This window comes from Labrys sp. (in: a-proteobacteria) (genome assembly GCF_047605565.1).
Classification (GTDB): domain Bacteria; phylum Pseudomonadota; class Alphaproteobacteria; order Rhizobiales; family Labraceae; genus Labrys; species Labrys neptuniae.
Map to the genome: position 1 here is coordinate 15,324 of NZ_JASGFM010000031.1, position 20,520 is coordinate 35,843.

Here is a 20,520-nt window from a genome sequence, read left to right on the forward strand (position 1 = left end):
ACATTCCACATTTATCGGCACAAGATCATGAGAGAGGACGCCAAGTCCCGTTTCCGGTAGTGACGCCAATTGGTGGGGTTCTCGATGGCAAACGATGCGCCGTCCGCGGAGAAGGAAGACAGATATTCCCGTTCGGTCCAGCCGAACCAGGAACGGGACCGGCTTTCCAAGGAGGTGCGCCAGCAGCGCATCATCGCGCAGCTCTCCGCCGCACCGACCTTGCGTGCCTCGGAACTGGCCGCAGCCCTCGGCGTTTCCGGGGAGACGATCCGGCGTGACCTGCTCGAACTGCATGAGCAGGGCCTGATCAATCGCACCTATGGCGGGGCCTCGCGTCCCTTCGCCCATGAACCGTCACGCAGCGACCGCCGCCACGTGATGATCGCCGAGCGCGAGGCGATCGCCGCCGCCGTCTCGGCCATGATCCTGCCCAAGGAAGTGCTGATGCTGGGAGGTGGCACCACGACCTATCACGTCGCCCGCTTCCTGGCTGCCCGCAACCGCGACATCACCGTCATCACCCATGACTTTGCCGCGGCGATGGCGCTCGGCACCAACCCGACCATCCGCGTGCTGTTCTGTGCCGGCCGCCTCCATGCCAGCGAAGGCTATCTGTTGGGGTCGCAGACCATCGCCAGCATCAACGGCTACGAGGCCAACCGCGCCATCGTCGGGGCCACGGGCCTGGGTGCCCGCGGCATCTACGATGCCGACGAGGAGGCCGGTGCCGTCTACGCCGCCATGGTCCAGCGCGCCGCCGAGGCGATCGTGGTGGCCGATCATGCCAAATTCGACCAGCTCGCGGTCGCCATCTGCTCGCGCTGGGATGCGATCGACCGCCTGGTTACCGACAGGCAGCCGCAAGGCTCGCTCGCCGGCGGCCTCAAGGAGGCCGGCACCGAGGTGATCGTGGCCGGTCCACGAAACGAGAATGCCGGGGAGGGCGCACGCTAACCCTTCACGCCAGGTGGCCGCAGAGCCGCTGACGGGCCCGGTCATCACCAGATTGCCGGCCAGCCATAACAAGATCGAACATCATCCAGACAGACGGAACGGGGCCACCTCATGCATCATCCTGCCATCCGCACGCGACCCGCGGCATCACGGCCGATCCATATCGGTCGGCTCACGTTGGAAATCACGCAGGCCGAGGGGGAACGGATCTGTCATTGCGAGCCGGCCAAAGGCGCCAGCGAGGCCTGCTACATGCTCCTGGTCCCCTTGAGCGGCAGGCTGCACTATGCGCAGGCCGGCCGTACGGGCAGTGTCGGGGCGGGGGAATATGTGCTGCTCAGCCAGATGGAATTTCACGAATTCGCTGCCCAGGCCAATACTGCGCTCATGGTCCTGCGCATTCCCGTGCTGGAATTGCGGGGGCGGCTGACATCGGTGGATGATCACATCGGCCGCCGCTTCGGGGCCAATGTGCAGATGACACGCCTCATGGTGGATCTGCTGCGCAGTGTTGCGGAGGTCTTCGTCGATTGCCCGCCGCCCAATCCGGAAGCGCTCGCCACCGAGATCTTCAGTTTCGTGGCACTTGCCATCGGTGCCGAGGATCGCGGTTCGACCGTGGATGTCCGCAATGCGCGCTACCATCTCCGCCGGCGTATCTTCGAGTTCATCGAGAAAAACCTCGGCGACCAGGAACTGACGCCCCGCAAGATCGCTGCCAGCAGCAGGATTTCGCTGAGCTATCTCTACAGCCTGTTCAACGACGACGACACCACGGTGAGCCAGTTCATGCAGCTCAGGCGCCTGCAGCGGGCCTATGAACTGCTCGTGGGCGATCCGGGGGGACGCCTCACCGTTTCGGAGATCGCCTACCAGGTCGGCTTCAAGAACGTCTCGCATTTTTCGCGCAGCTTCAGCCGCCAGTTCAACATGGCGCCGCGCGATGCCCGCCGCACTGCGCAGGAGGCGCCGGAGCTGAAGATGCCGCTGCCGGCGGTGGAGACGCAGGAGCGCCTGCCGCGCCGCGGCTTCACGGCCCATACCCTGCAGGCTTCGCCCTGAGGGCGGGTCTTCGGACCCGCTCAATTGCACCGGCAAGCCCGGCGCTTCCGAGTCTGTTCGGACGCCCTGACTAAAGAACTATGCCGAGGTCATGCCCGGTACCGGCACATCAGCCTGATTTCAACGCTCCGTCACGCTACCGCGTCATACCCTCGCCAACGAGACAGTGCCTGGCGCCTTCGTCACGGTTCAATTCCACTTGGAAAGCTGGAGCCGCCGGAAAATCCGGCGCGGTTCAGCTCCAAAGCGCGATCCTGTCTTACTCTGACGACGGTACCTGCGGGACCTTTGCATCGGGAATAGCCGGCCGCGCTCCGGAACGCAGCCGCTCCCTCAGCCCTTGGAACAGGACGTAAAGCGGAGGGATCACAAAGATGCCGATGAAGGAAGCGAGTATCATACCGCCGAAGACGGGTGTACCGACGTTCCGCCGCGCAATCTCAGAGGCGCCGGTGGCGACCACCAAGGGATACAGTCCGAGAATGAAGGCAAGCGACGTCATCATGACGGGACGGAAACGCAGCCGTGCTCCCTCCGTTGCGGCCTCGAGCAAAGGCACCCCCCGCTCGCGCTGCTCCTTTGCGAACTCAACGATCAAAATGCCATTCTTGGCGGCAAGGCCGATCAACACAATCATGCCAATTTGACCATAGAGGTCGAGTGTAAGGTGGCCGATGGTGATCGCGGCAAAAGAGCCGAGAATACCGACCGATACTGATAGCAAGACGGGAACCGGGATGGTCCAGCTCTCATAGAGGGCCACCAGAAAGAGGAAGGCGAACAATACGGCGAAGGCGAGGATGAATCCGGTCTTGCCTTCGGCTCGCTTTTCCTGGAATGCCGTGTCCGTCCACGCTCCGCTGTACCCGTCGGGCAGGGTAGCGGCTGCAACGCGTTCCATCGAGGCAAGTGCCTGCCCCGATGACACGTCAGGAGCGGGGGCACCCTGTATCGTCACCGCTCTCTTGTTGTTGTAGCGAATGAGCGAAGGCGGCCCGACAACGACGCGCACTTCGACGAAGGAACGCAGGGGCACCATCTTGCCGTCCGCGTTGCGGACATTGATGCGATAAATGTCTTCCACAGACTTGCGATCGGCAGCTTCGGCCTGGACCTGGACCTGCCAGGTCCGCCCGAACAGGTTCATATCGTTGACATAGTAGCCGCCGAGCGAGGCCTGAAGGGCCTGGAAAACATCGCTGAGGGAAAGACCCAGGATCTGGGCCTTCTCACGATCGATATCGAGGAACAGCGACGGATTGTTTGCCGAGTAGGTGCTGAATACGCGTGTCAGTTGCGGATCCTGATTGGCCGCCACAGTGAGCCCGCGAACAACTTGGGCCAAGGCCTTCGGATCGCTGCTGCGCAAGTCTTGCAGCACATAGGTGAAACCGCCGCCTGTCCCCAAGCCGACGATCGGCGGAGGGGCGAGCGGAACGACCGAGCCATCCCGAATTTGCCGAAGCTCTGGCCCCAGCCGGGCAATCACCGCGCTGGCCGAGAGGGACCGGTCTTTCCGATCTTCAAATGGCTTGAGCGTTACGACGATGAAGGCGGCGTTAGGCTGAGAGTAGTTGTCGATGAAGTTCAGTCCGATGATCGATGTGTAATCGGCTACGGCGTTCTCCTTCTTCAAGATCGTCTCGGCCTGTCGTATCACATCGCTGGTGCGTGCGACGGACGCTCCTCCCGGCAAGGAAACAACGACGAAGAAAGCCCCCTGATCGTCCTCGGGAAGGAATCCGGTCGGTGTCTTCTTCCCCAGGAGAAAGACGCCCCCCATCGCAGCGCCCACGCCAACGATGCCGATCACGGCAAAGCGTACCAAACGCGCTACGACGGCGCCGTACCCGTCCCGGATCCGGTCGATAGCGCGCATGACATAGCCGATCGGGCCACGCTTGGGGCCATGGGATCCCGGTTTTAGGAGAATGCCACACAGTGCCGGGGACAATGTCAGGGCGTTGATTGCCGATAGCAGCATGCCAACGGCGACCGTGACCGCGAATTGCCGGAACAATTCACCGGAAATTCCAGGAATGAATGCAACCGGAACGAACACCGACAGGAGGACGAGGGTAACGGCGACGATCGGGGCGGTGATCTCCGCCATGGCTTTCTTGGTGGCATCGGCAGCCGACAGTTCCGGGTGCTCTTCCATGATGCGTTCGACGTTCTCGACGACCACGATCGCGTCATCGACGACAATGCCGATGGACAGCACGATGGCGAGCAGGGAAACGGTATTGGCCGAGTAGCCGATCGCATTCAGAACGATGAAACTGCCAATCAAGCTGACAGGAACAGCCAAGGTCGGGATCAGCGTCGCCCGGACGCTGCCCAGGAAGAGATAAACGACGAAGACGACAAGAATGAACGCCTCGATCAGCGTCTTCTGGACCTCATGGATCGTATCCTTGACGAAGACGGTCGGATCATAGGTCACCTTCCAATCAAGGTCGTCCGGAAATTTTGCGGCAAGCTCGGTCATGCGCGCCCGCACCGCATCGAGGGTGGTAATGGCGTTGGCCCCCGGCGATTGATAGAGCGCGAGCACCGCCGAAGGACCGCCATTGAAGAGCGTCTCACGATCCAAATTGGCAGCGCCGAGTTCCAGCCGGGCGACATCTCCCAGATGCAGGAGCGACCCGTCGGGATTGGTCCGCAACACGATTTTCTGGAAGTCCTCGATCGAACTGAGCCGCCCCTTGGTCTGCAAGTTCAGCTGCAGCTGCTGATCGTCCGAGATCGGGCGTGCGCCGATCCGCCCCACTGCTGCCTGGACGTTCTGCGCCTGGATTGCACGAATTATGTCGCCAACCGCGAGATTGAGTCCTGTCAGGCGATCTGTGCGCACCCATGCTCTAACGGCATAGTCCTGCGGTCCCCACAGACTGGCATCACCAACGCCCGGTATGCTTTTCAGGTCGTCGAGGAGATTGATCGTGGCGTAGTTCGAGATAAACAGAGGATCATAAGTGTGCTTTGGCGAGTATATGGCCAGAACACCAAGGAGCGCCGAGGACTTCTTTTTGACGGTGACGCCCTGCTTCTGGACGTCTTGGGGAAGCTTGGAAATCGCAGTTTGGACGCGATTATTCATATTGACGGTATTGATGTCCGGATCGGTTCCAAGTTCGAAAGAGCCGATGAGCGAATAGCTGCCATCATTGCCGCTGACGCTCTTCATATACATCAGCTTATCGACACCCACGACTTGCGCCTCGATAGGCTGTGCAATCGTCGCATCGATAATGTCGGCGGAAGCGCCTGGATAGGATGTCGTGACCGAAACCTGCGGCGGGACAATGTCTGGATATTGCGCGATAGGGATGACAAACAAGGAGAGCAGACCGGCTATCACCGTGATGATGGCAATGACAATTGCCAGGCGCGGCCTATCGACGAAAACCGAGGAGAGCATGGCTTACTTTCCCTCGCCTATGATCGTCGCAGGTGTGGCTCTCACCGGTGTTCCCGCGCGAAGGCTTTGGAAACCCTCCGTGACCACCTGTTCTCCACCGGACAATCCATCGGCAATGATTGCGCTAGCGCCACTTTCGCCCGCTGTCTTGATGCGTTTGACGACAGCCTTGCCATCCTCCACCACGAAGACGTAGATGCCGGCTTGATCGGCAATCAGCGCAATCTGGGGCACGAGCACGCGTTCTTGCGGTTTACCTGTCTGAAGCTCGACCTTGACCAATTGCCCATCGATCAAGGTGCCCGATGGATTCGGTATATCGGCCCGGATAATGACCGTGTCCGTGAGACGATCGACTGTCACATCAACGAAATTTATCTTACCGACCTGGTCGTAGAGTGTCCCGTCGGAGAAGCGGACCCTGACTTCGACAGCTTTGCCCTCGCCGGTTTTTCTCGCTTGGCTCAGATCTCGCTGGCTGACCGGAAAGGTCACATGCATCAGGTCTTGACTGACAAGTGTTGCCAGAACACCGCTGTCTGGCCCAACAATATTGCCCTTGGTCACGGCAGTTCGACCAATGCGGCCAGCGATCGGCGCGTAAATATCGGTGTAGCCAAGGTTGATCATCGCTGTTTGAAGGCTTGCTTGCGCCGATGTTACGCCACCTTTGGTTTGGGCCTCCTGGGCAACGGCCTGGTCTCTGGCGACGACGGTTCCCGCATTGCGTGCAACGAGGTCTTCCGCGCGTTGGCGCTGGATGGTTGCGAGCGTCAGTTCGGCCTTCACCCGCTCAAGAGCGCCTTGAGCTTGTTCGACGTCGGCCTGAAACAGCGATTTCTCGATCTTGTAGAGGGGGGCTCCCACAGCAACGGTGTCGCCTTCACGAAACGACACGTCATCCAGCACGCCCTTGACGCGGGCCCTGATCTCGACACGCTCCGGCGCCTCGATACGGCCAACGAAGTCGACCGATTGCGTGACAGGGCGACGCTCGGCAACGACGGTGGAGACCGGTACTGCCGGGACATCCGCGGCAATCGAAAAAGCCGAAAAGGAGAAAGAAAACGAAAGACCGATTATTGAAGCATAGCATCCACGCCGCACAGCGTTTAACCAGCTCATCGACTTTTCCTTCCATAAATCTCTTACACGGTGTCAGATCTTGAGTTTCAGTTCATGAGATAGGCTTAGTGTGCGTTTTCTGTTGCAGCTTACATTATGCCAATCGTGTGAAAGAGATAAATTTCGGGCCTTTTCAGTAAGATATTTGGTTTTTGGCGAGTGTTTCTTTCGTTCGCGCTCATTTTGAAGGTTTATAGTAGAAAAAAATTGTCATTTCAGTGTTCGGAGTAGTTGTTCATTCCAATTTCGCAACGGTGCGTGTCCCGCCGTAAAAATAGAGCTTCATGATGTGAGCCACTCAAAGGGGCGGCGCACCCTGGGCCAGTTTCGAACAACCACATTTTTTCTTCCAACCACAGTACCCCTGCGGACCATCCGTCTGTTTCCCGGAATGATCCTCCGATCTCCTCGGCGAATATGGGGTCTGCCCAGCGGATGGCGTGCCATGGCCCGGCGCGCTGCGATTTGAGTCGTTCCGTTATTCAACAACGCCTGACTGCCATCGACGCCGCCAGCCGGCATGGCTTGGGCGATATGCGACGAAGCAGGCGCTATAACGATGGCAAGCAATCCGCCTAAGCATCTCACAATTTAGCTCCCTCATAGGCGTAACAAGCACCGCTTATATGAGGTAGATCACCAGTTCGGCCATCTAAAGCGAACCTCCTGATTTTTTTAAAAAACCTAAACCAACACTGGTGCTATTTCCACATATATTTTTAGAGCTTTTCATGGATGATGAGTTGATCTTAATCCTTCAAACTCGACCGATTTTGTTTGGATTTTTCGCCTAATTTTCCCGATTGGAAAAATGAGCGGAAGACGATGAAGGCGTCGAAGTTCTCGGCCGCGTAGAAAATGGCTCTACTGAAGCAGGGTAATGAGGGTATCTCACCCGCAGATATTTGCGGAGCAGCGAGCGCCAACTGGGCTGATCTACCTTAATTGTAAAAATATGCAGGCACACTTCCGCCGGAGATGAGGAAGCCAAAGCAGCTCGAGGATGAGCGCGTGCGGTTGAAGAAGACCGCCGTGGACCCAACGCCGGATCGCGAACGGTTGCAGGACGTCATTCGTCGAAACCTCCAAGGCCTGCCTGGAAGCGGCAGGTGGTGCATGGCGTGCCCTGCGATTGGATGATTTCGGTCTGCTCGACGGTATCGTTCGTCGCCCGATATAGGCTGTGCTGGGTCTGGGCCACCATCTGAGGGATTGGTTCGCAGAACACCGTACTCGGCCGGACCCTGTTGGCATCGTCCAGAGTCGATCGTGGCACCGCAACCCCGCCGACATGGTACAAGCGGGCAGCTATGGGCTTGATCCAGGCATCCCGGTCGCGCCTCTCGTCGAGATCGCGCACTCGGATCTACACCGGACACCTCGTCCGGCGGGGGACGAGCCCGGTGATGACAAAATGTCGAGGTTGCTGCGACTGGCGGGCAGCTTCAGATCTGCCGCAGCCAGCTTTCCCAGCGCGGATCGTACATGACCTGGCGCGCGCGCATATATTTCCACACGCCATATTTCTGATAATCGAAGTCCCAGCTGTTGAGCTTGCGGTTGACCACGGCCCAGCTCGCCCATTTCACATCGGCCAGCGCCCGGTTGAGCATGACGCGGGCCACCATGTCGGGCCGGACCGAGCCGCAATATTCCTCGATCAGTTCCAGAGTCTTCTGCTCGTCGTAGAACATCTCGGCGAACAGCACGCCGAGCTCATAGGCGCGTTCATTGTTGGAAGCGAACTCGTAGTCGATCAACTTCATCGGCCGCGAGTTGGGGGCACCATCGGCACTGATCAGGAAATTGCCGGGCATGGGATCGTTGAAACAGGGCACGAGATCGAGCCCTGAGGCGAGGAAGGCGGCCTTGGCCTGGCGATAGCGATGCTCGATCCACGGCATGGCCGGCGGGAAATGCGCGCCGAGCTCGCGGCCCTGCTCCATATGCTCCTCGATCATGTCGAAGATGGTCTTGGTCAGCGAAAGCGCCGGGCTTGCATGCAGGCGGCGATAGATGCCGAGCACGTCGACCTGGATGGCGGGGTCGGAGAAATCGGCATTGGTGCAGGCCCGATAGCCATCCAGGAATTCGCTGATCTCCAGCCCATCCGCTGCGTCGAAGAACACTACTTCCGGCGCCACGTCGATGGCGTGGGCGTTGCGCGCGGCTTCATTGGCGGCAACGCGGTCGATGAACATTTCGGATCCCGCGCCGGGCACCTTGATGAAATAGCGCCTGGTGTCGCCCTCGATCTCGGCGACCCAGTTCTGGTTCATCAGCCCGCCGACCAAAGCGGTGTAGTGCACGCCGCGGCCCTGCCAGGACGGTACCCTGGCGACGGCCTGTTCCAGGCGGTGTTCGGCTTCGCTTGCGGCCTCGCCGAGGTGTTTCTTGACGGACATCAGATCCTCCGCAGCGCTTCGCCGAAACGCGGCGAGTGCACGGCCATGCGGCAGCGCACCAGGCGCCAGCTGGCGAATTTATGGAATTCCAGGGTGTTGCGCGGCGAGCGGGCGGCGACCAGCGTGCCGATCAGACCCCAGCGCAGATCATCTGCCACGCCATAGAGCCAGGCTCGGTTGTAGGCGGCCTCGTCGAAGCCGCCCTGGCTGCGGGCGAAAGCATCGCGCGCCTCCGGTTCCTGGTCGAAGGCCTCGGCGAGGAAGCTGCCGAGATCCTCCAGCGGGTCGGCATTGCCGGCCCTGTCCCAGTCGACCAGGCGAATGTCGCCGGCCTCGCTGATCATGATGTTGGAGACGTTGCCGTCGCCATGGCTGGGAACCGCGGCCTTCCGCCCCGGCACCAGCGCCTCGCCGGCATAGCGAAGTTCCGCCAGCAGCCAGTCGGCATCGGCAGGCAATTGGCCTTTGGCTGCGCGGGTATCCCGATGGAAACGCTCGATCTCGTCGAAGACACTGGCGGTGCGGGGGAGGGCTGGGCTCGCCTGGAAACGTCGTCGCGCCGCCAGGACGCGATCGACAATATCCTCCTCGAGCAAGCGCTCCAACGTGGCGGTGCGCCAGCCGGCGTCGAGATCTTCCGTCACCAGGCCACCCGTGCTCTCGTCCGCAAGGTAGACATGGGGACCTATGCCGAGTTCGGAGGCCTGCCGCGCCGCCTGGAAGGCGCAGGCGACGTCGATATAGAAGGCGGCGTCGGGATGCATGAGCTTGACGAACAGGCTGTCGCCGCTCGCCTTGTCGCGTACCCGCCAGGGTGAACCATCGACACCCCGCCAACTCGGTGAGGCAAGCACCGGTATGGCGGGTTCCGTGGTGATCGTGCGCGCCGCCCAGCCGGGCAGCTGTCGGACATGGGCCTCGACCCGTGCCCGCTCCTCCTCGAACATGCTCATTCCGTCGTCGGTCCCCCGGAGCCTCTGCGAAGTCGTCAAGACCTTTGCGACATCTCTGGAATCGCAAAGGCATGTCGAAACAAGGAGCTAGGGTCGGAGCGTTTCGTTTGACGCATTTTGCCCTAGCGATGGTGATTTTGGAGGCGATGGCGCAGGCCATTGCCCCGATCCTATCTTCGCCGCGAAAGGCTGCGGTGAGGATGCCTGATGCTCCATGATTTCTTGTCCGGCAGACCGCGCCTCTACCCGAGCTTCGGCAAAACCCGTTAGGTCGGACGATATCACCGGCGCCCCTATCCGCGCCGGAACAGGGAGCCTTTCATGTCCATCACCAGCCTTGTCGCCATGAGTGTCGGTGAAATCGTCGACGCCTATGCGGCGGGGGAGCTTTCCCCGGTCGAGGTCACGCAGACGGTGATCGAGCATTCCGAGGCGACCAATGCAGCGGTGAACGCCTTGTTTTGCCTGCGCCCGGAGGAAGCGCTCGCCACGGCCCGCGCCTCCGAAGCCCGCTACCGGGCCGGCACGCCGGCCGGTGTGCTCGACGGCATCCCGGTCACCGTCAAGGACAGCGTCGCCATGGTGGGCTGGCCCTATACCCACGGCATTGCCGCCAATCGGGATCAGCCGGCCTCCACCTACAACTCGCCACCCGCCCTCGCCCTGATGGAGACCGGTGCCCCGATCTTTGCCAAGACGACCATGCCGGATTGCGGGCTGATGGCCTCCGGCATCAGTTCGCTGCACGGCGTCACGCGCAACCCCTGGGGCCTGTCCTGGAACACCGGAGGGTCCTCGGCCGGTGCCGGCGCTTCGGTCGCAGCCGGCATGGGCTTCCTCTCCGTCGGCACCGACATTGCCGGTTCGGTGCGCCTGCCGGCGGCCCATTGCGGCCTTGCCTCGCTCAAGCCGAGCCATGGTCGGGTGCCGCATCTGCCGCCCGACACCATGCGCATGGCCGGCCCGATGGGACGGCGGGTCGAGGATATCGCCCGCATGCTGACCGTGCTCACGCGTCCCGACGAGCGCGACACCTGGAGTTTTCCGGGCGACGGCATGCAGTATCATCGGCATCTCGAACGCGATCTTCGGGGGCTGCGCATCGGCGTCCTCACCGATATGGGGTTCGGACCGAAGCCGGAACCCGCCGTGCGCGCGGCCGTGGAGGCGGCGGGCCGGCTGCTGGAAGGCGCGGGGGCTGTCGTCGAGCCCTTCGTCTCGCCACTCGATCACGACGCCTATGCGCCCATCGACCTCTATCTGCAGGTCCGCGGCTTCGTCGAATACAGCGATTTGCCGCCGCATGACGGCAGCGGCATCAACTCCTATGTACGGGACTGGGCCCTGCAAGGAGCTTCGCATTCGGGTGAGGATCTCTTCCGCAGCCTCGGCGCCATCACCAGGATGAAGGCGGCCCTGCTCGCTGCCTTCGAAGGCTGGGACTATGTGATCGCCCCGACCCTGCCGGTGGTGAACTTTCCGGCCGAGGAGCCAGGCGTCTCGCGGGAGGTGCCGCTGGCCCATACCGTGTTCACCGCCCTGTTCAACCAGACCGGCCAGCCCGCGTCCACCATCTGCACCGCCTTCGATGACCGGCATCTGCCGATCGGCATCCAAATCATCGGCCATCGCTGTGACGATCTCGGCGTCCTGCAGGTGACCAAGGCACTGGAGGACCTCAGGCCTGTTACCATGGACTGGCCGCTCCAGCCGAGGGCATGAGGCGCGCATGGCTTCGACACTGAACCGCCTCCTGGAGACCTTTGCAAGGATTGGCGCCACACCGGACGGCGGGGTCTGTCGGCTGACCGGAACGCCTGAGGATGGTGGGGCGCGGGTGCGGCTCGCCGCCGAGATCCTCAGCCGTCAATTCGGCCTGCATGTCGACCCCATCGGCAACATGTTCGGCATCGCCACCCTTGCCCCATCGTCGCAGGAGGCGGTGCTCGTCGGTTCCCATCTCGACAGCCAGCCGACCGGCGGGCGCTACGACGGCGTCTATGGCGTGCTGGCGGGCCTGCTGGCCATCGAGGCCGTCGTCGCACGCGCGGCGGCGGAGCCGGGCAAGGCCAGGCGCAATCTGGTTGTCGCCAACTGGACCAACGAGGAGGGCGCCCGCTTCCAGCCGAGCCTGACCGGCAGCTCGGTCTTTGCCGGGATGATGGCGCTCGACGCTGCGCTCGGCCTTATCGACGGTGCTGGCGTTGCCCTGGGCGAGGCGCTGGCCGCCATCGGCTATCGCGGTACGGCAGACTTGCCCCTGGAGCCCCGGCGCTATGTCGAGCTTCATGTCGAACAGGGCCCTCTGCTGGAAGAGGAAGGTATCGAGATCGGCGTCGTCACCGGCTGCTGGGCTGCGCGCAAGCTGTCTCTGGTCTTTCACGGCGAGCCCTCGCATACCGGCCCGACGCGCATGGCGCGTCGCCGCGATGCGCTGCGAGCCGCTGCCAGGGCGATCGAACTGCATCATCAGCTGATCGAAGCGAGCGGCAGCGGTGCCCATGCTTCGGCGGCCCGCATCACCGTCGATCCCAATTCGCCCAATGTGACGCCGAGCCGGGTCCAGGTCTGGTTCGAGTTCCGCCATGAGGAGGCGGCTGTGGCCGTTGCGCTGGGCGATGCTTTTCTGGCTGAGGCGCAGGCTGCGGTGGCGCCTCTGGGTGTCGACATCGAGATCGCGGTCGATGAGCAGCGCGGCACGGCGAGCCTCGATCCGCACGGTGCGGCATTGACCACGGCGGTCGCCCGGGAACTGGATCTGTCTTCTATGGAAATGAAGACGATCGCAGGCCATGATGCGCTCGCCCTTAACAAGCGCATGCCGGCGTCGCTGATCTTCGTGCCGAGCCAAGGCGGCCTCAGCCACAACCCCGCCGAATTCACCGACGAAGCCGCGCTCGACAAGGGGCTGGCAGTGCTGACGGAAGTGCTCTGGCAGCTGGTGACGGAGGAGTAGGGTTCGGGGTACTTGAAACCCGACCGGGAGAGGTGCAATCAGCCTTCTCCCCTTGTGGGAGAAGGTGGCCGAGCGTGCGAGGTCGGATGAGGGGTGAAACGCAGCCTTGCAGGCTATTCGTGCCACCCCTCATCCGCCCCGTTGGGGCACCTTCTCCCGCAAGGGGAGAAGGTTATTCGTGCTTTATTTTGGACCGCTTAGTCTATTCAAGCCGCTGCCGATTTCTCCCCCGCTTCGGCATCGAGCAAATGGCAAGCGGCGAAGCTGCCCGGGCGGTGTTCCCTTAAGGCGGGCGTCTCGGTGCGGCAGCGCGCGAAAGCCTTGGGGCAGCGGGAGGCGAAGCTGCAGCCGGGTGGGATGTCGATCGGGCTCGGCGGCTCGCCTTCGAGCAGGTAGTCCTTGGGATCGAAGGGCTTTTCTTCCAGCGTCGGGGCCGCCGAGAGCAGGGCCTTGGTATAGGGATGCTGAGGCTCGAAGAAGAGATCGTGATTATCGGCGATCTCGACCATTTCGCCCAGATACATCACCGCGATGCGGGTACACACTTTCCGGACCATGGCGAGGTCATGGGAGATGAAGACATAGGTAAGATCGTTCTTCTCCTGCAGGCTGGAGAACAGCTCGATGAGCTTGGCCTGTTCGCGCTGGTCGAGGGCGGACAGGGTCTCGTCGAGGATCAGCAGCTTGGGCGAGAGCACGAGGGCGCGGGCGATCGAGATGCGCTGGCGCTCGCCGGTGGAGAGGGCATTCGGCAATTCATCATAGAGGCGTGGCGACAGGCCGACCTCCTGCATGGCCGCGATCACGCGCTCGCGCAGGGCCTTGCCGGAATGGCTGCCGCGGATCAGCAGGCTTTCCTCGATCATCCGCCCCACCGTTGTGCGCGGCGGCAGGGCATTGTAGGGGTCCTGCAGCAGGAGCTGGAACTCGCCGCGCTTGGCCAGCAATTGCTGGGCGGAGAGCGTGCGCAGCGAGACCCCGCCGAGGATGATGTCGCCCTTGTCCGGCGCCTCCAACCAGGCGAGCAGGCGGGTCAGGGTCGACTTGCCGCAGCCGGATTCGCCGACAATGCCGAAATTCTCGCGCGGCAGGATGTCGAAGCTGACGCCGCGCACCGCCTGGATATGGCGGTAGGTGTTGAAGGTGCCGCGCTTGCGGGCAAGATAGGTGCGATGGGCCTCGGCCACCCGCATCAGTGGCGCATCGGCGTCGTTGCGGCGCGAGAGTGGTCGTTCGCGCGTCGACCAGATGCGGGGCACGCTGGCGATGGCGCGGCGGGTATAGTCGTCACCGGGGGCCTGCATCAGCGCAGCAAAGGGCTGTTCCTCCACCAGACGGCCCTGATGCAGCACGGCGGTGCGGCCGCCGAACTGGCCGAGCGTCGCCAGCGAGGACGACAGGTAGATCGTCGCCGTGTTGTGGCGCTGGCAGAGGTCATGCAGCAGCGCCACGATCTGGGCGGCGATGGTGACGTCGAGGGGCTGGGTGATGTTGTCGGCGATCAGCACGGCGGGTTCCGCGCAGATGGCGTCGACGATCATGGCGCGCTGCATCATGCCGCCGGAGAATTTGGCCGGATATTCGAAATAGCGCTCTTTGGGGGAGGGAATGCGCACCTCGCCGAGCAGCTGGATGACGCGCTCCTCGCATTCCTTCCGGCTCCAGGCCGGGCGTACGCTGCGCAGCTTCTCGCAGATCTGCACGCCGACCGGCTGGGTCGGGTCGAGCGAGCTCTGGGGCTTGGAACCGATATAGGCGATGTCGCGGCCGACGATGAAATTATCGCCGGCGGCGTCTCCGGTGATGTCCTTGCCGGCGAACAGCACGGAGCCCCGGCGATAGGTGAGGCTCTCGTGCAGCCAGTTGGCGAGGGCACGGCTCAGCACCGTCTTGCCGGCGCCGCTCTCGCCGTAGATGCCGAGGATTTCGCCGGTATGGAGGGTGAGGGCGATGTCGTCGAGCACCGGCGCCTCGTCGCGCGGCGAGCCGACGGTGAGATGACGGGTTTCCAGGATCGGGGAATTGTCCATCTCAGGCGCCTCCATAGATCTTGTTGCGCGCCTTTTCGAGGGCGGATCCCATCAGGTTGATCGATGTCAGCGCCAGGGCCAGGAACACGCCGGGGCTGGTGGCGATCCACCAGGCATTGATGAGATATTTGCGGCTGTCGGAAATGATCGAGCCGAAGCTCGGCGTCGGCGGCTGGATGCCGAGGCCGAGGAAGCCGAGGATCGCCTCGAAGATCATCATGCGGGCGACGTCCAGCACGGCGACGAAGGCGATCGGGGGCAGGATGTTCGGCGCCGCATAGAGCAGCAGGATGCGCCAGTCGCCGGCGCCCAGCACGCGCAGGCCGCGCACATATTCCTTGCCGCGCTCGGTAACGGCGGCGCTGCGGGCGACGCGGGCATAGAGCGGCCAGCCAGACAGGGCCAGCACGATGATGATGGTGTGCACCTCAGGCTTGGTCACGCCCAGGATGGTGATGGCCAGGATGATCATCGGGATCGAGAGCTGCGCGTCGGTGATGCGCATGATGATGGTGTCCCACCAGCCGCCCTTGAAGCCGGCGAGCAGGCCGAGTCCGCAGCCGATCAGGAAGACAAGCGCCACGGTGACCACGCCGATCAGCAGCGAATAGCGCAGGCCGATCAGGCAACGCAGCAGCATGTCGCGGCCGAGCTGGTCGGTGCCGAGTGGATGCAGCCAGGTCCATTTCTCGCCCAGGAACAGCGGTGGAAGGAACTTGTCCTTCACCACCATCTTGGTGGCGGAGATCGAGGAGAGCTCCGGATAGATCGCCGAGGTGAGGAGCAGCGCCAGGAAGACGAACAGGCCGACGCGAAAGCTCGGCATGGCCCAGGCGCTGGCCAGGATGCGCCGGCTGATCGACTGGGCCCGTTCATGGGTGGGCGCGGCGTCGCTGGTCACGGTGCTCATGCTCAGATCTCCACGCGGGGGTCGATGAGATAGGCCACGAGATCGACCAGGATGTTGATGAAGACGAAGACGGCACTGGTGGTGATGGCAATGCCCTGGATCACCGGAAAGTCGCGGCCGAGCACGGAGACCACGGTGAGATTGCCCAGGCCCGGATAGTCGAAGATGTATTCGATCACCAGCACGCCGCCGATCAGTGTGGAGAGCTGGATGCCGAGCAGGTTGACCAGGGGCACCGAGGCGTTGCGCAAAGCGTGGGAATAGACGATGCGCCGGCGCGACAGGCCGCGCACGCGGGCTTCGTCGATGAAGGGCGCCTGCATCACCTCGCCCAGGGAGGTGGTCAGGGTGCGAATGATGAAGGGCGAAATCTCGACCGCCAGCACGAAGGCCGGCAGCAGCACATAGCTGAAGCCCTTGTAGCCCAGCGCCGGCAACCAATCGAGCTTCACCGACAGGAACAGGATCAGCACGATGGCGAGCCAGAAATTCGGGATGGAGACGAAGAGCGACTGCACGCCGAAGGCCAGGGCATTGGGCCAGCCATGCTGGTTGAGCCCGCCCGCGAGCCCGATCGGAAAGGAGATCAGCAAAGCGAAGACCAGGGCGACGCCGGCCAGCTGCAGGGTCAGCGGCAGGCGCTCGAGGATGAGGTCGGCCACCGGCGCCATCTCGGCCTTGGTCGGATCGACATATTGCCCGCCCGCCGCGACGCCGCCGCTGCGCGGCCTGATATAGGATTGACCGAGATCACCCTTGGCCAGGCCCATCATGTAGCGGCCATATTGCACGATGATCGGATCGCGCAGCCCCATCTTGGTGGCGACTTCCTCGACGACATTGTCCGGCGCCATGCCGCCCACGATCAGGCGGACGGGGTCGCCGGGGACCACGCGCAGCAGGGTGAAGATGATCAGCGACGTCAGGGCCACGATGAGCAGGCCCTGGGCGATCCGCTTGATCAGGAATTCGACAATCAGCATCGGCAAACGGTCTCGCGTCCAAACAACCGCTGGAAAAAAGTGGAGCCGGCCGGGGGGACCGGCTCCAGTCCCTCGCGGCTCAGGCCAGGTTTGCCTTGCTCATGTCCTGCATGCCGTTGGGATAGATGTAGAGACCGTCGAGCTTCTTGGAGTAGGCGTGGATGAACACCGAGGTGAACAGGGCCAGCGCCGGCGCCTTGCGCGCGATGGTCGGCAGGGTTTCCGTCTGCAGGATCTTCTTGCGCTCCTCGATCGAGCCGGCGTTGCGCTCCTTGTCCAGCACCGCGTCGATCTCCTTGTCGACGATGCCGGTGATGCGCTTGGAGGAGGAGTGGAAGTGGGTGCGGATCACCAGGTCCGGCTCGGGCGAGCCCGTGCACCAGCCGCAATCGATCATGTTGCCTTCGCCGCCACCCGGCTTGTCGTAGAGCAGATTGCCCCAGGCCGCGACCTCCAGCGTCTGCAGGTTCACCTTGAAGCCCTGCTCCTCCAGCATGCCGGTGATCAGCTCGGCATATTCCTTGGTCTTGGGATAGAAGCCGACCGAGGAATAATAGGTCAGTTCCGGCAGGCCCTCGCCCTTGGGGAAGCCCGCCTCGGCCAGCAGGGCCTGGGCCTTGTCCGGATCATATTCGGGATAGTCGGCGACTTCGGTATAGCCGAACTTCACCGGCGAGATATGGGCCTTGGAGAAGGTGCCGGAGACACCGAGGACTTCCAGCACCTGCTTGCGATCGATCGAATGGCAGGCGGCGAGGCGGATGCGCGGATCGTCGAAGGGCTTCTTGGAGCAGCGGAAGAACAGATATTTGTTCTCCACCGAAACCGCCTTGTGGATGGCGAAGCGGTCGTCCTTGGCAATGGTGTCGACCTGCTCCTGCTCCAGCCGCTCGATGATGTCGGCTTGGCCGTTGAGCAGGGACAGCGTGCGCGTGGTGGTGTCGCCGACGAAATGATATTCGACGCCGGGGATCTTGGGCGCGCCGAATATGAAATCCGTGTTGGCGGCCAGGATCGTGGTGTCGCCCTTCTGGTCGACATATTTGAAGGGGCCGGTGCCGTTCATGCGAGCCGAGAGCTGCGCCTTGTTGGCGACGTCCTTGGCCGCCATGATCGGCAGGAAGGACGAGAGGTAATAATAGAGCGCGGCCGGATAGCCATAGTCCTTGGTGTTGATATGGCAGGTGTGCTCGTCGACGATGTCGACCTTGACCTGGCCCGGATACCATTGCGCCGGCCTGTCGGCTTGGGAGCCATATTCATAGGTGGCCTTGACGTCGGCCGAGGTGAAGGGCGTGCCGTCATGGAACTTCACGCCTTTACGCAGCTTCACCTCGAGCGTGTAAGTGTCGATCGGCTTGAGGGACTCCGCCAGCTCGAACACCAGCTCTTCCGGATTGTCGGGCTTCATCGGTGCCCGGGTCAGATAACCGAACACGAAACCCTCGACGATGAGCTGGCCGAGATTGGTATGGGTGGTCGGGTCCCAATTGCCTGTCAGCGCCTCGGCGCCCAGAAAGCGCAGGGACCGGCCTTCGGCGGCGAAGGCCGAGTTGACCAGGAAGTCGGGGTTGACGCGGCCGAAGCCGAAGGTGCCGGCTCCGGCCAGCGCGCCCAGCATTAGGTCTCTGCGGTTGATCATCTCTCGTTCCTCTGAATGGGGGCGCAGAAGTTTTTCGGGCTCGCCTTCCGATCCGACGCAGTGCCGAGCCGTCCCGTCTTGTGGTTGGCGGGTGATGAAACTCTAGACCAGATGGCGCCGGAGCCTGATGCCTACAGCTCCACGATTCCATTGCTGACCCTTCTCGCGCCATGCCCAATCAAGAGGCATGGAAACAGGGCCATGCATCGGGCGGCTGCCGGCACAGGAATGCAGGAGTTCAGGCAATAGGCGCTGCGTGCCCGGCCGGCCTATGATCCCAGCCGAATCGTGTCAGGGAACCTCGCCAATGCCGTCATTCCAATCCATGAATCTGAAGGGGATCGTTTCGGATCTCGACGGAGTGGCCTATCGCGGCGACAGCCCGATTGCCGATGCCGTCGAGGCCTTCCGGCGCTGGCGTGCGGACGGCATTCCCTATGCGTTCGTCACCAACAATGCCACGAAATCGGCTGCGGATTTCGCGGCCAAGCTCACGCAGATGGGGATTGTCGCCGAACCGGAGCAGGTCTTCTGCGCGGTCTCGGCCACGGCAAGCCTGATGCGCCGTCGCTGGCCCAAGGGGGCCCGTGTTTTCGCCATCGGCGAGCAGCCCTTGTTCGAGGCGCTTGAACAGGCCGGCTTCACCCCGGCGGGGGACGATGCCGAGGTCGTGGTGCTCGGCTTCGACTATCAGCTGAACTACGCGAAACTGAGCACCGCGGTGCGCGCCGCCCTCGGTGGAGCTGCGGTGGTGGTGACCAATCCTGACCTGCTGGTGCCCGTCGAGAATGGCTACGAGCCTTGCGTCGGCGTGCTGATGGCGGCCGTCCAGGCGGCGGTGCCGTCCTGCCGGCCGATCGTGGTGGGCAAGCCCGAGCCGCTGATGATCGAGGAAGCGCTCGGCTTTCTCGGCACGCCGCGCGAGGGAACGATCATGATCGGCGATCAGATTGCCACCGATATCCTGGCCGGCCAGCGGGCGGGCCTGCGTTCCGTGCTGGTGACGACCGGCGTGGCGGCTGCCGCCAGGCCGGATGTGACACCGGATATCGAGGTGGCGAGCTTGCTCGATTTGATTGGGAGCTGAACCTCGACCTTTGTCGTCACCGGGCTTCGTCCCGGTGATCCAGAAGCCACGAACTCATAGAACTGCGGTGAATGGATGTCCGAGACGAAGCCCGGGCATGACAAAATGGAGCATTTCTCGGCCCGGCCTCGGTCTCTGAGTCAAGTTGCGGGGACTCGCCCCCCGATCTCAACCCTTTTCCCCTCTCAGGCGAAGTAGATGCTCACCGAGCCATAGGGACCGAAATCGGCGTGGATCGTGTCGCCATGCCGCGCCTCGATCGGGCGGATGAAGGAGCCGGCGAGCACGATCTGCCCGGCCTCGATGCCCTGACCATACTCGGCCAGCCGATTGGCGAGCCAGGCGATGCCGCGCGCCGGCTGGTTGAGCACGCCGGCGCCGAGGCCGGTTTCCTCGACCTCTGCGTTGCGCGAGACGATGGCGCCGATCCAGCGCAGATCGACCTGATCGGGCCGCATCGCCCGGCCACCCGTGACGATGCCGGCATTGGCGGCGTTGTCGGCGATGGTGTCGAAGATGGTGCGGGTCTTCCTGGTCTGCGGATCGACGCGAAGAATGCGCGTATCGAGGATTTCGAGGGCCGGGGTGACATAATCCGTAGCGTTCAGGACGTCGAAGACGCCGACGCGTGGTCCCCGGAGCGGCGCCTTCATCACGAAGGCGAGTTCGGCCTCGATGCGCGGCTGGATGAAGCGATCCGCAGGCACGGTCGCGCCGTCCTCGAACACCATGTCGTCGAACAGCACGCCGGAATCGGGAATGTCGATGTTCAGTGCAGATTGCATCGCCTTGGAGGTGAGGCCGATCTTCCAGCCGATCACCACGGCGCCACGCCCGATCTTCTTCGTCACCCAGGCGCTCTGGATGGCATAGGCATCGGCCATCGCGATGCCGGGATGCCTGAGGGAGAGAAGACCGGTCTGGATGCGGGTGCGCTCGGCCTCGTCCAGGCTTGCGGCGGCGGCTTCGATTTCGGCTGGTGTCAGCAT

General features: G+C 62.7%; 15 protein-coding genes. 5 read left to right on the top strand and 10 right to left on the bottom strand.

What is annotated here, in order from left to right:
• Nucleotides 1-84: 84 nt before the first annotated feature.
• Both QM672_RS23250 and QM672_RS23255 read left to right on the top strand, forming a co-directional pair.
• The gene (locus QM672_RS23250) at nucleotides 85-954 is read left to right on the top strand and encodes a DeoR/GlpR family DNA-binding transcription regulator (protein ID WP_311943960.1); all 870 of its coding nucleotides are present in this window, start codon (nucleotides 85-87) and stop codon (nucleotides 952-954) included.
• Nucleotides 955-1,065: 111 nt separating this feature from the next.
• On the top strand, nucleotides 1,066-2,016 hold the full coding sequence (locus QM672_RS23255) for a helix-turn-helix domain-containing protein (protein WP_311943962.1): 951 nt from the start codon (nucleotides 1,066-1,068) through the stop codon (nucleotides 2,014-2,016).
• 259 nt (nucleotides 2,017-2,275) lie between these two features.
• On the opposite strand, the gene QM672_RS23260 is transcribed toward QM672_RS23255, so the two are convergent.
• The 5 genes from QM672_RS23260 to QM672_RS23280 all read right to left on the bottom strand — a co-directional run bounded on the left by QM672_RS23260 (nucleotide 2,276) and on the right by QM672_RS23280 (nucleotide 9,923).
• Nucleotides 2,276-5,440, bottom strand: coding sequence for an efflux RND transporter permease subunit (locus tag QM672_RS23260; protein ID WP_415085441.1), 3,165 nt, complete (start codon nucleotides 5,438-5,440; stop codon nucleotides 2,276-2,278).
• Between the two features lie 3 nt (nucleotides 5,441-5,443).
• The gene (locus tag QM672_RS23265; protein WP_415085443.1) at nucleotides 5,444-6,565 is read right to left on the bottom strand and encodes an efflux RND transporter periplasmic adaptor subunit; all 1,122 of its coding nucleotides are present in this window, start codon (nucleotides 6,563-6,565) and stop codon (nucleotides 5,444-5,446) included.
• Nucleotides 6,566-7,634: 1,069 nt separating this feature from the next.
• Entirely contained in the window at nucleotides 7,635-7,925 is a 291-nt protein-coding gene (locus tag QM672_RS23270) for a hypothetical protein (protein ID WP_415085445.1), read from the bottom strand.
• An 85-nt stretch (nucleotides 7,926-8,010) separates the two neighbouring features.
• The gene (locus QM672_RS23275) at nucleotides 8,011-8,970 is read right to left on the bottom strand and encodes a phosphotransferase (protein ID WP_415085447.1); all 960 of its coding nucleotides are present in this window, start codon (nucleotides 8,968-8,970) and stop codon (nucleotides 8,011-8,013) included.
• Nucleotides 8,970-9,923 carry a phosphotransferase gene (locus QM672_RS23280; protein ID WP_415085449.1) on the bottom strand — a complete coding sequence of 318 codons (954 nt, stop codon included), beginning with the start codon at nucleotides 9,921-9,923 and terminating at the stop codon, nucleotides 8,970-8,972. Before QM672_RS23280 ends, QM672_RS23275 begins: the two co-directional genes overlap by 1 nt.
• Nucleotides 9,924-10,244: 321 nt before the next feature.
• On the opposite strand from QM672_RS23280, the gene QM672_RS23285 reads away from it, so the two are divergent.
• Entirely contained in the window at nucleotides 10,245-11,645 is a 1,401-nt protein-coding gene (locus QM672_RS23285) for an amidase (protein WP_311943968.1), read from the top strand.
• A gap of 7 nt (nucleotides 11,646-11,652) precedes the next feature.
• A complete protein-coding gene (locus QM672_RS23290; protein WP_367626027.1) occupies nucleotides 11,653-12,879 on the top strand; it encodes a Zn-dependent hydrolase in 1,227 nt (408 codons plus the stop codon).
• 206 nt (nucleotides 12,880-13,085) lie between these two features.
• Here the strand turns inward: QM672_RS23290 and QM672_RS23295 are convergent, their stop codons facing one another.
• From QM672_RS23295 to QM672_RS23310, 4 genes are all read right to left on the bottom strand, one after another.
• A complete protein-coding gene (locus QM672_RS23295) occupies nucleotides 13,086-14,909 on the bottom strand; it encodes an ABC transporter ATP-binding protein (RefSeq protein WP_367626026.1) in 1,824 nt (607 codons plus the stop codon).
• A 1-nt stretch (nucleotide 14,910) separates the two neighbouring features.
• Complete coding sequence (locus QM672_RS23300) at nucleotides 14,911-15,819, bottom strand: ABC transporter permease (protein ID WP_311943972.1); 909 nt, start codon at nucleotides 15,817-15,819, stop codon at nucleotides 14,911-14,913.
• A 2-nt stretch (nucleotides 15,820-15,821) separates the two neighbouring features.
• Nucleotides 15,822-16,802 carry an ABC transporter permease gene (locus QM672_RS23305; RefSeq protein ID WP_105860342.1) on the bottom strand — a complete coding sequence of 327 codons (981 nt, stop codon included), beginning with the start codon at nucleotides 16,800-16,802 and terminating at the stop codon, nucleotides 15,822-15,824.
• A gap of 79 nt (nucleotides 16,803-16,881) precedes the next feature.
• Nucleotides 16,882-18,444: an ABC transporter substrate-binding protein gene (locus QM672_RS23310; protein WP_415085453.1), complete on the bottom strand. Its 1,563-nt coding sequence runs from the start codon at nucleotides 18,442-18,444 to the stop codon at nucleotides 16,882-16,884.
• A 307-nt stretch (nucleotides 18,445-18,751) separates the two neighbouring features.
• On the opposite strand from QM672_RS23310, the gene QM672_RS23315 reads away from it, so the two are divergent.
• Nucleotides 18,752-19,531, top strand: coding sequence for an HAD-IIA family hydrolase (locus tag QM672_RS23315; protein ID WP_311943977.1), 780 nt, complete (start codon nucleotides 18,752-18,754; stop codon nucleotides 19,529-19,531).
• A gap of 185 nt (nucleotides 19,532-19,716) precedes the next feature.
• Here QM672_RS23315 and hpaH read toward each other — a convergent pair whose 3' ends face one another.
• Complete coding sequence (gene hpaH, locus QM672_RS23320; protein WP_415085455.1) at nucleotides 19,717-20,520, bottom strand: 2-oxo-hept-4-ene-1,7-dioate hydratase; 804 nt, start codon at nucleotides 20,518-20,520, stop codon at nucleotides 19,717-19,719.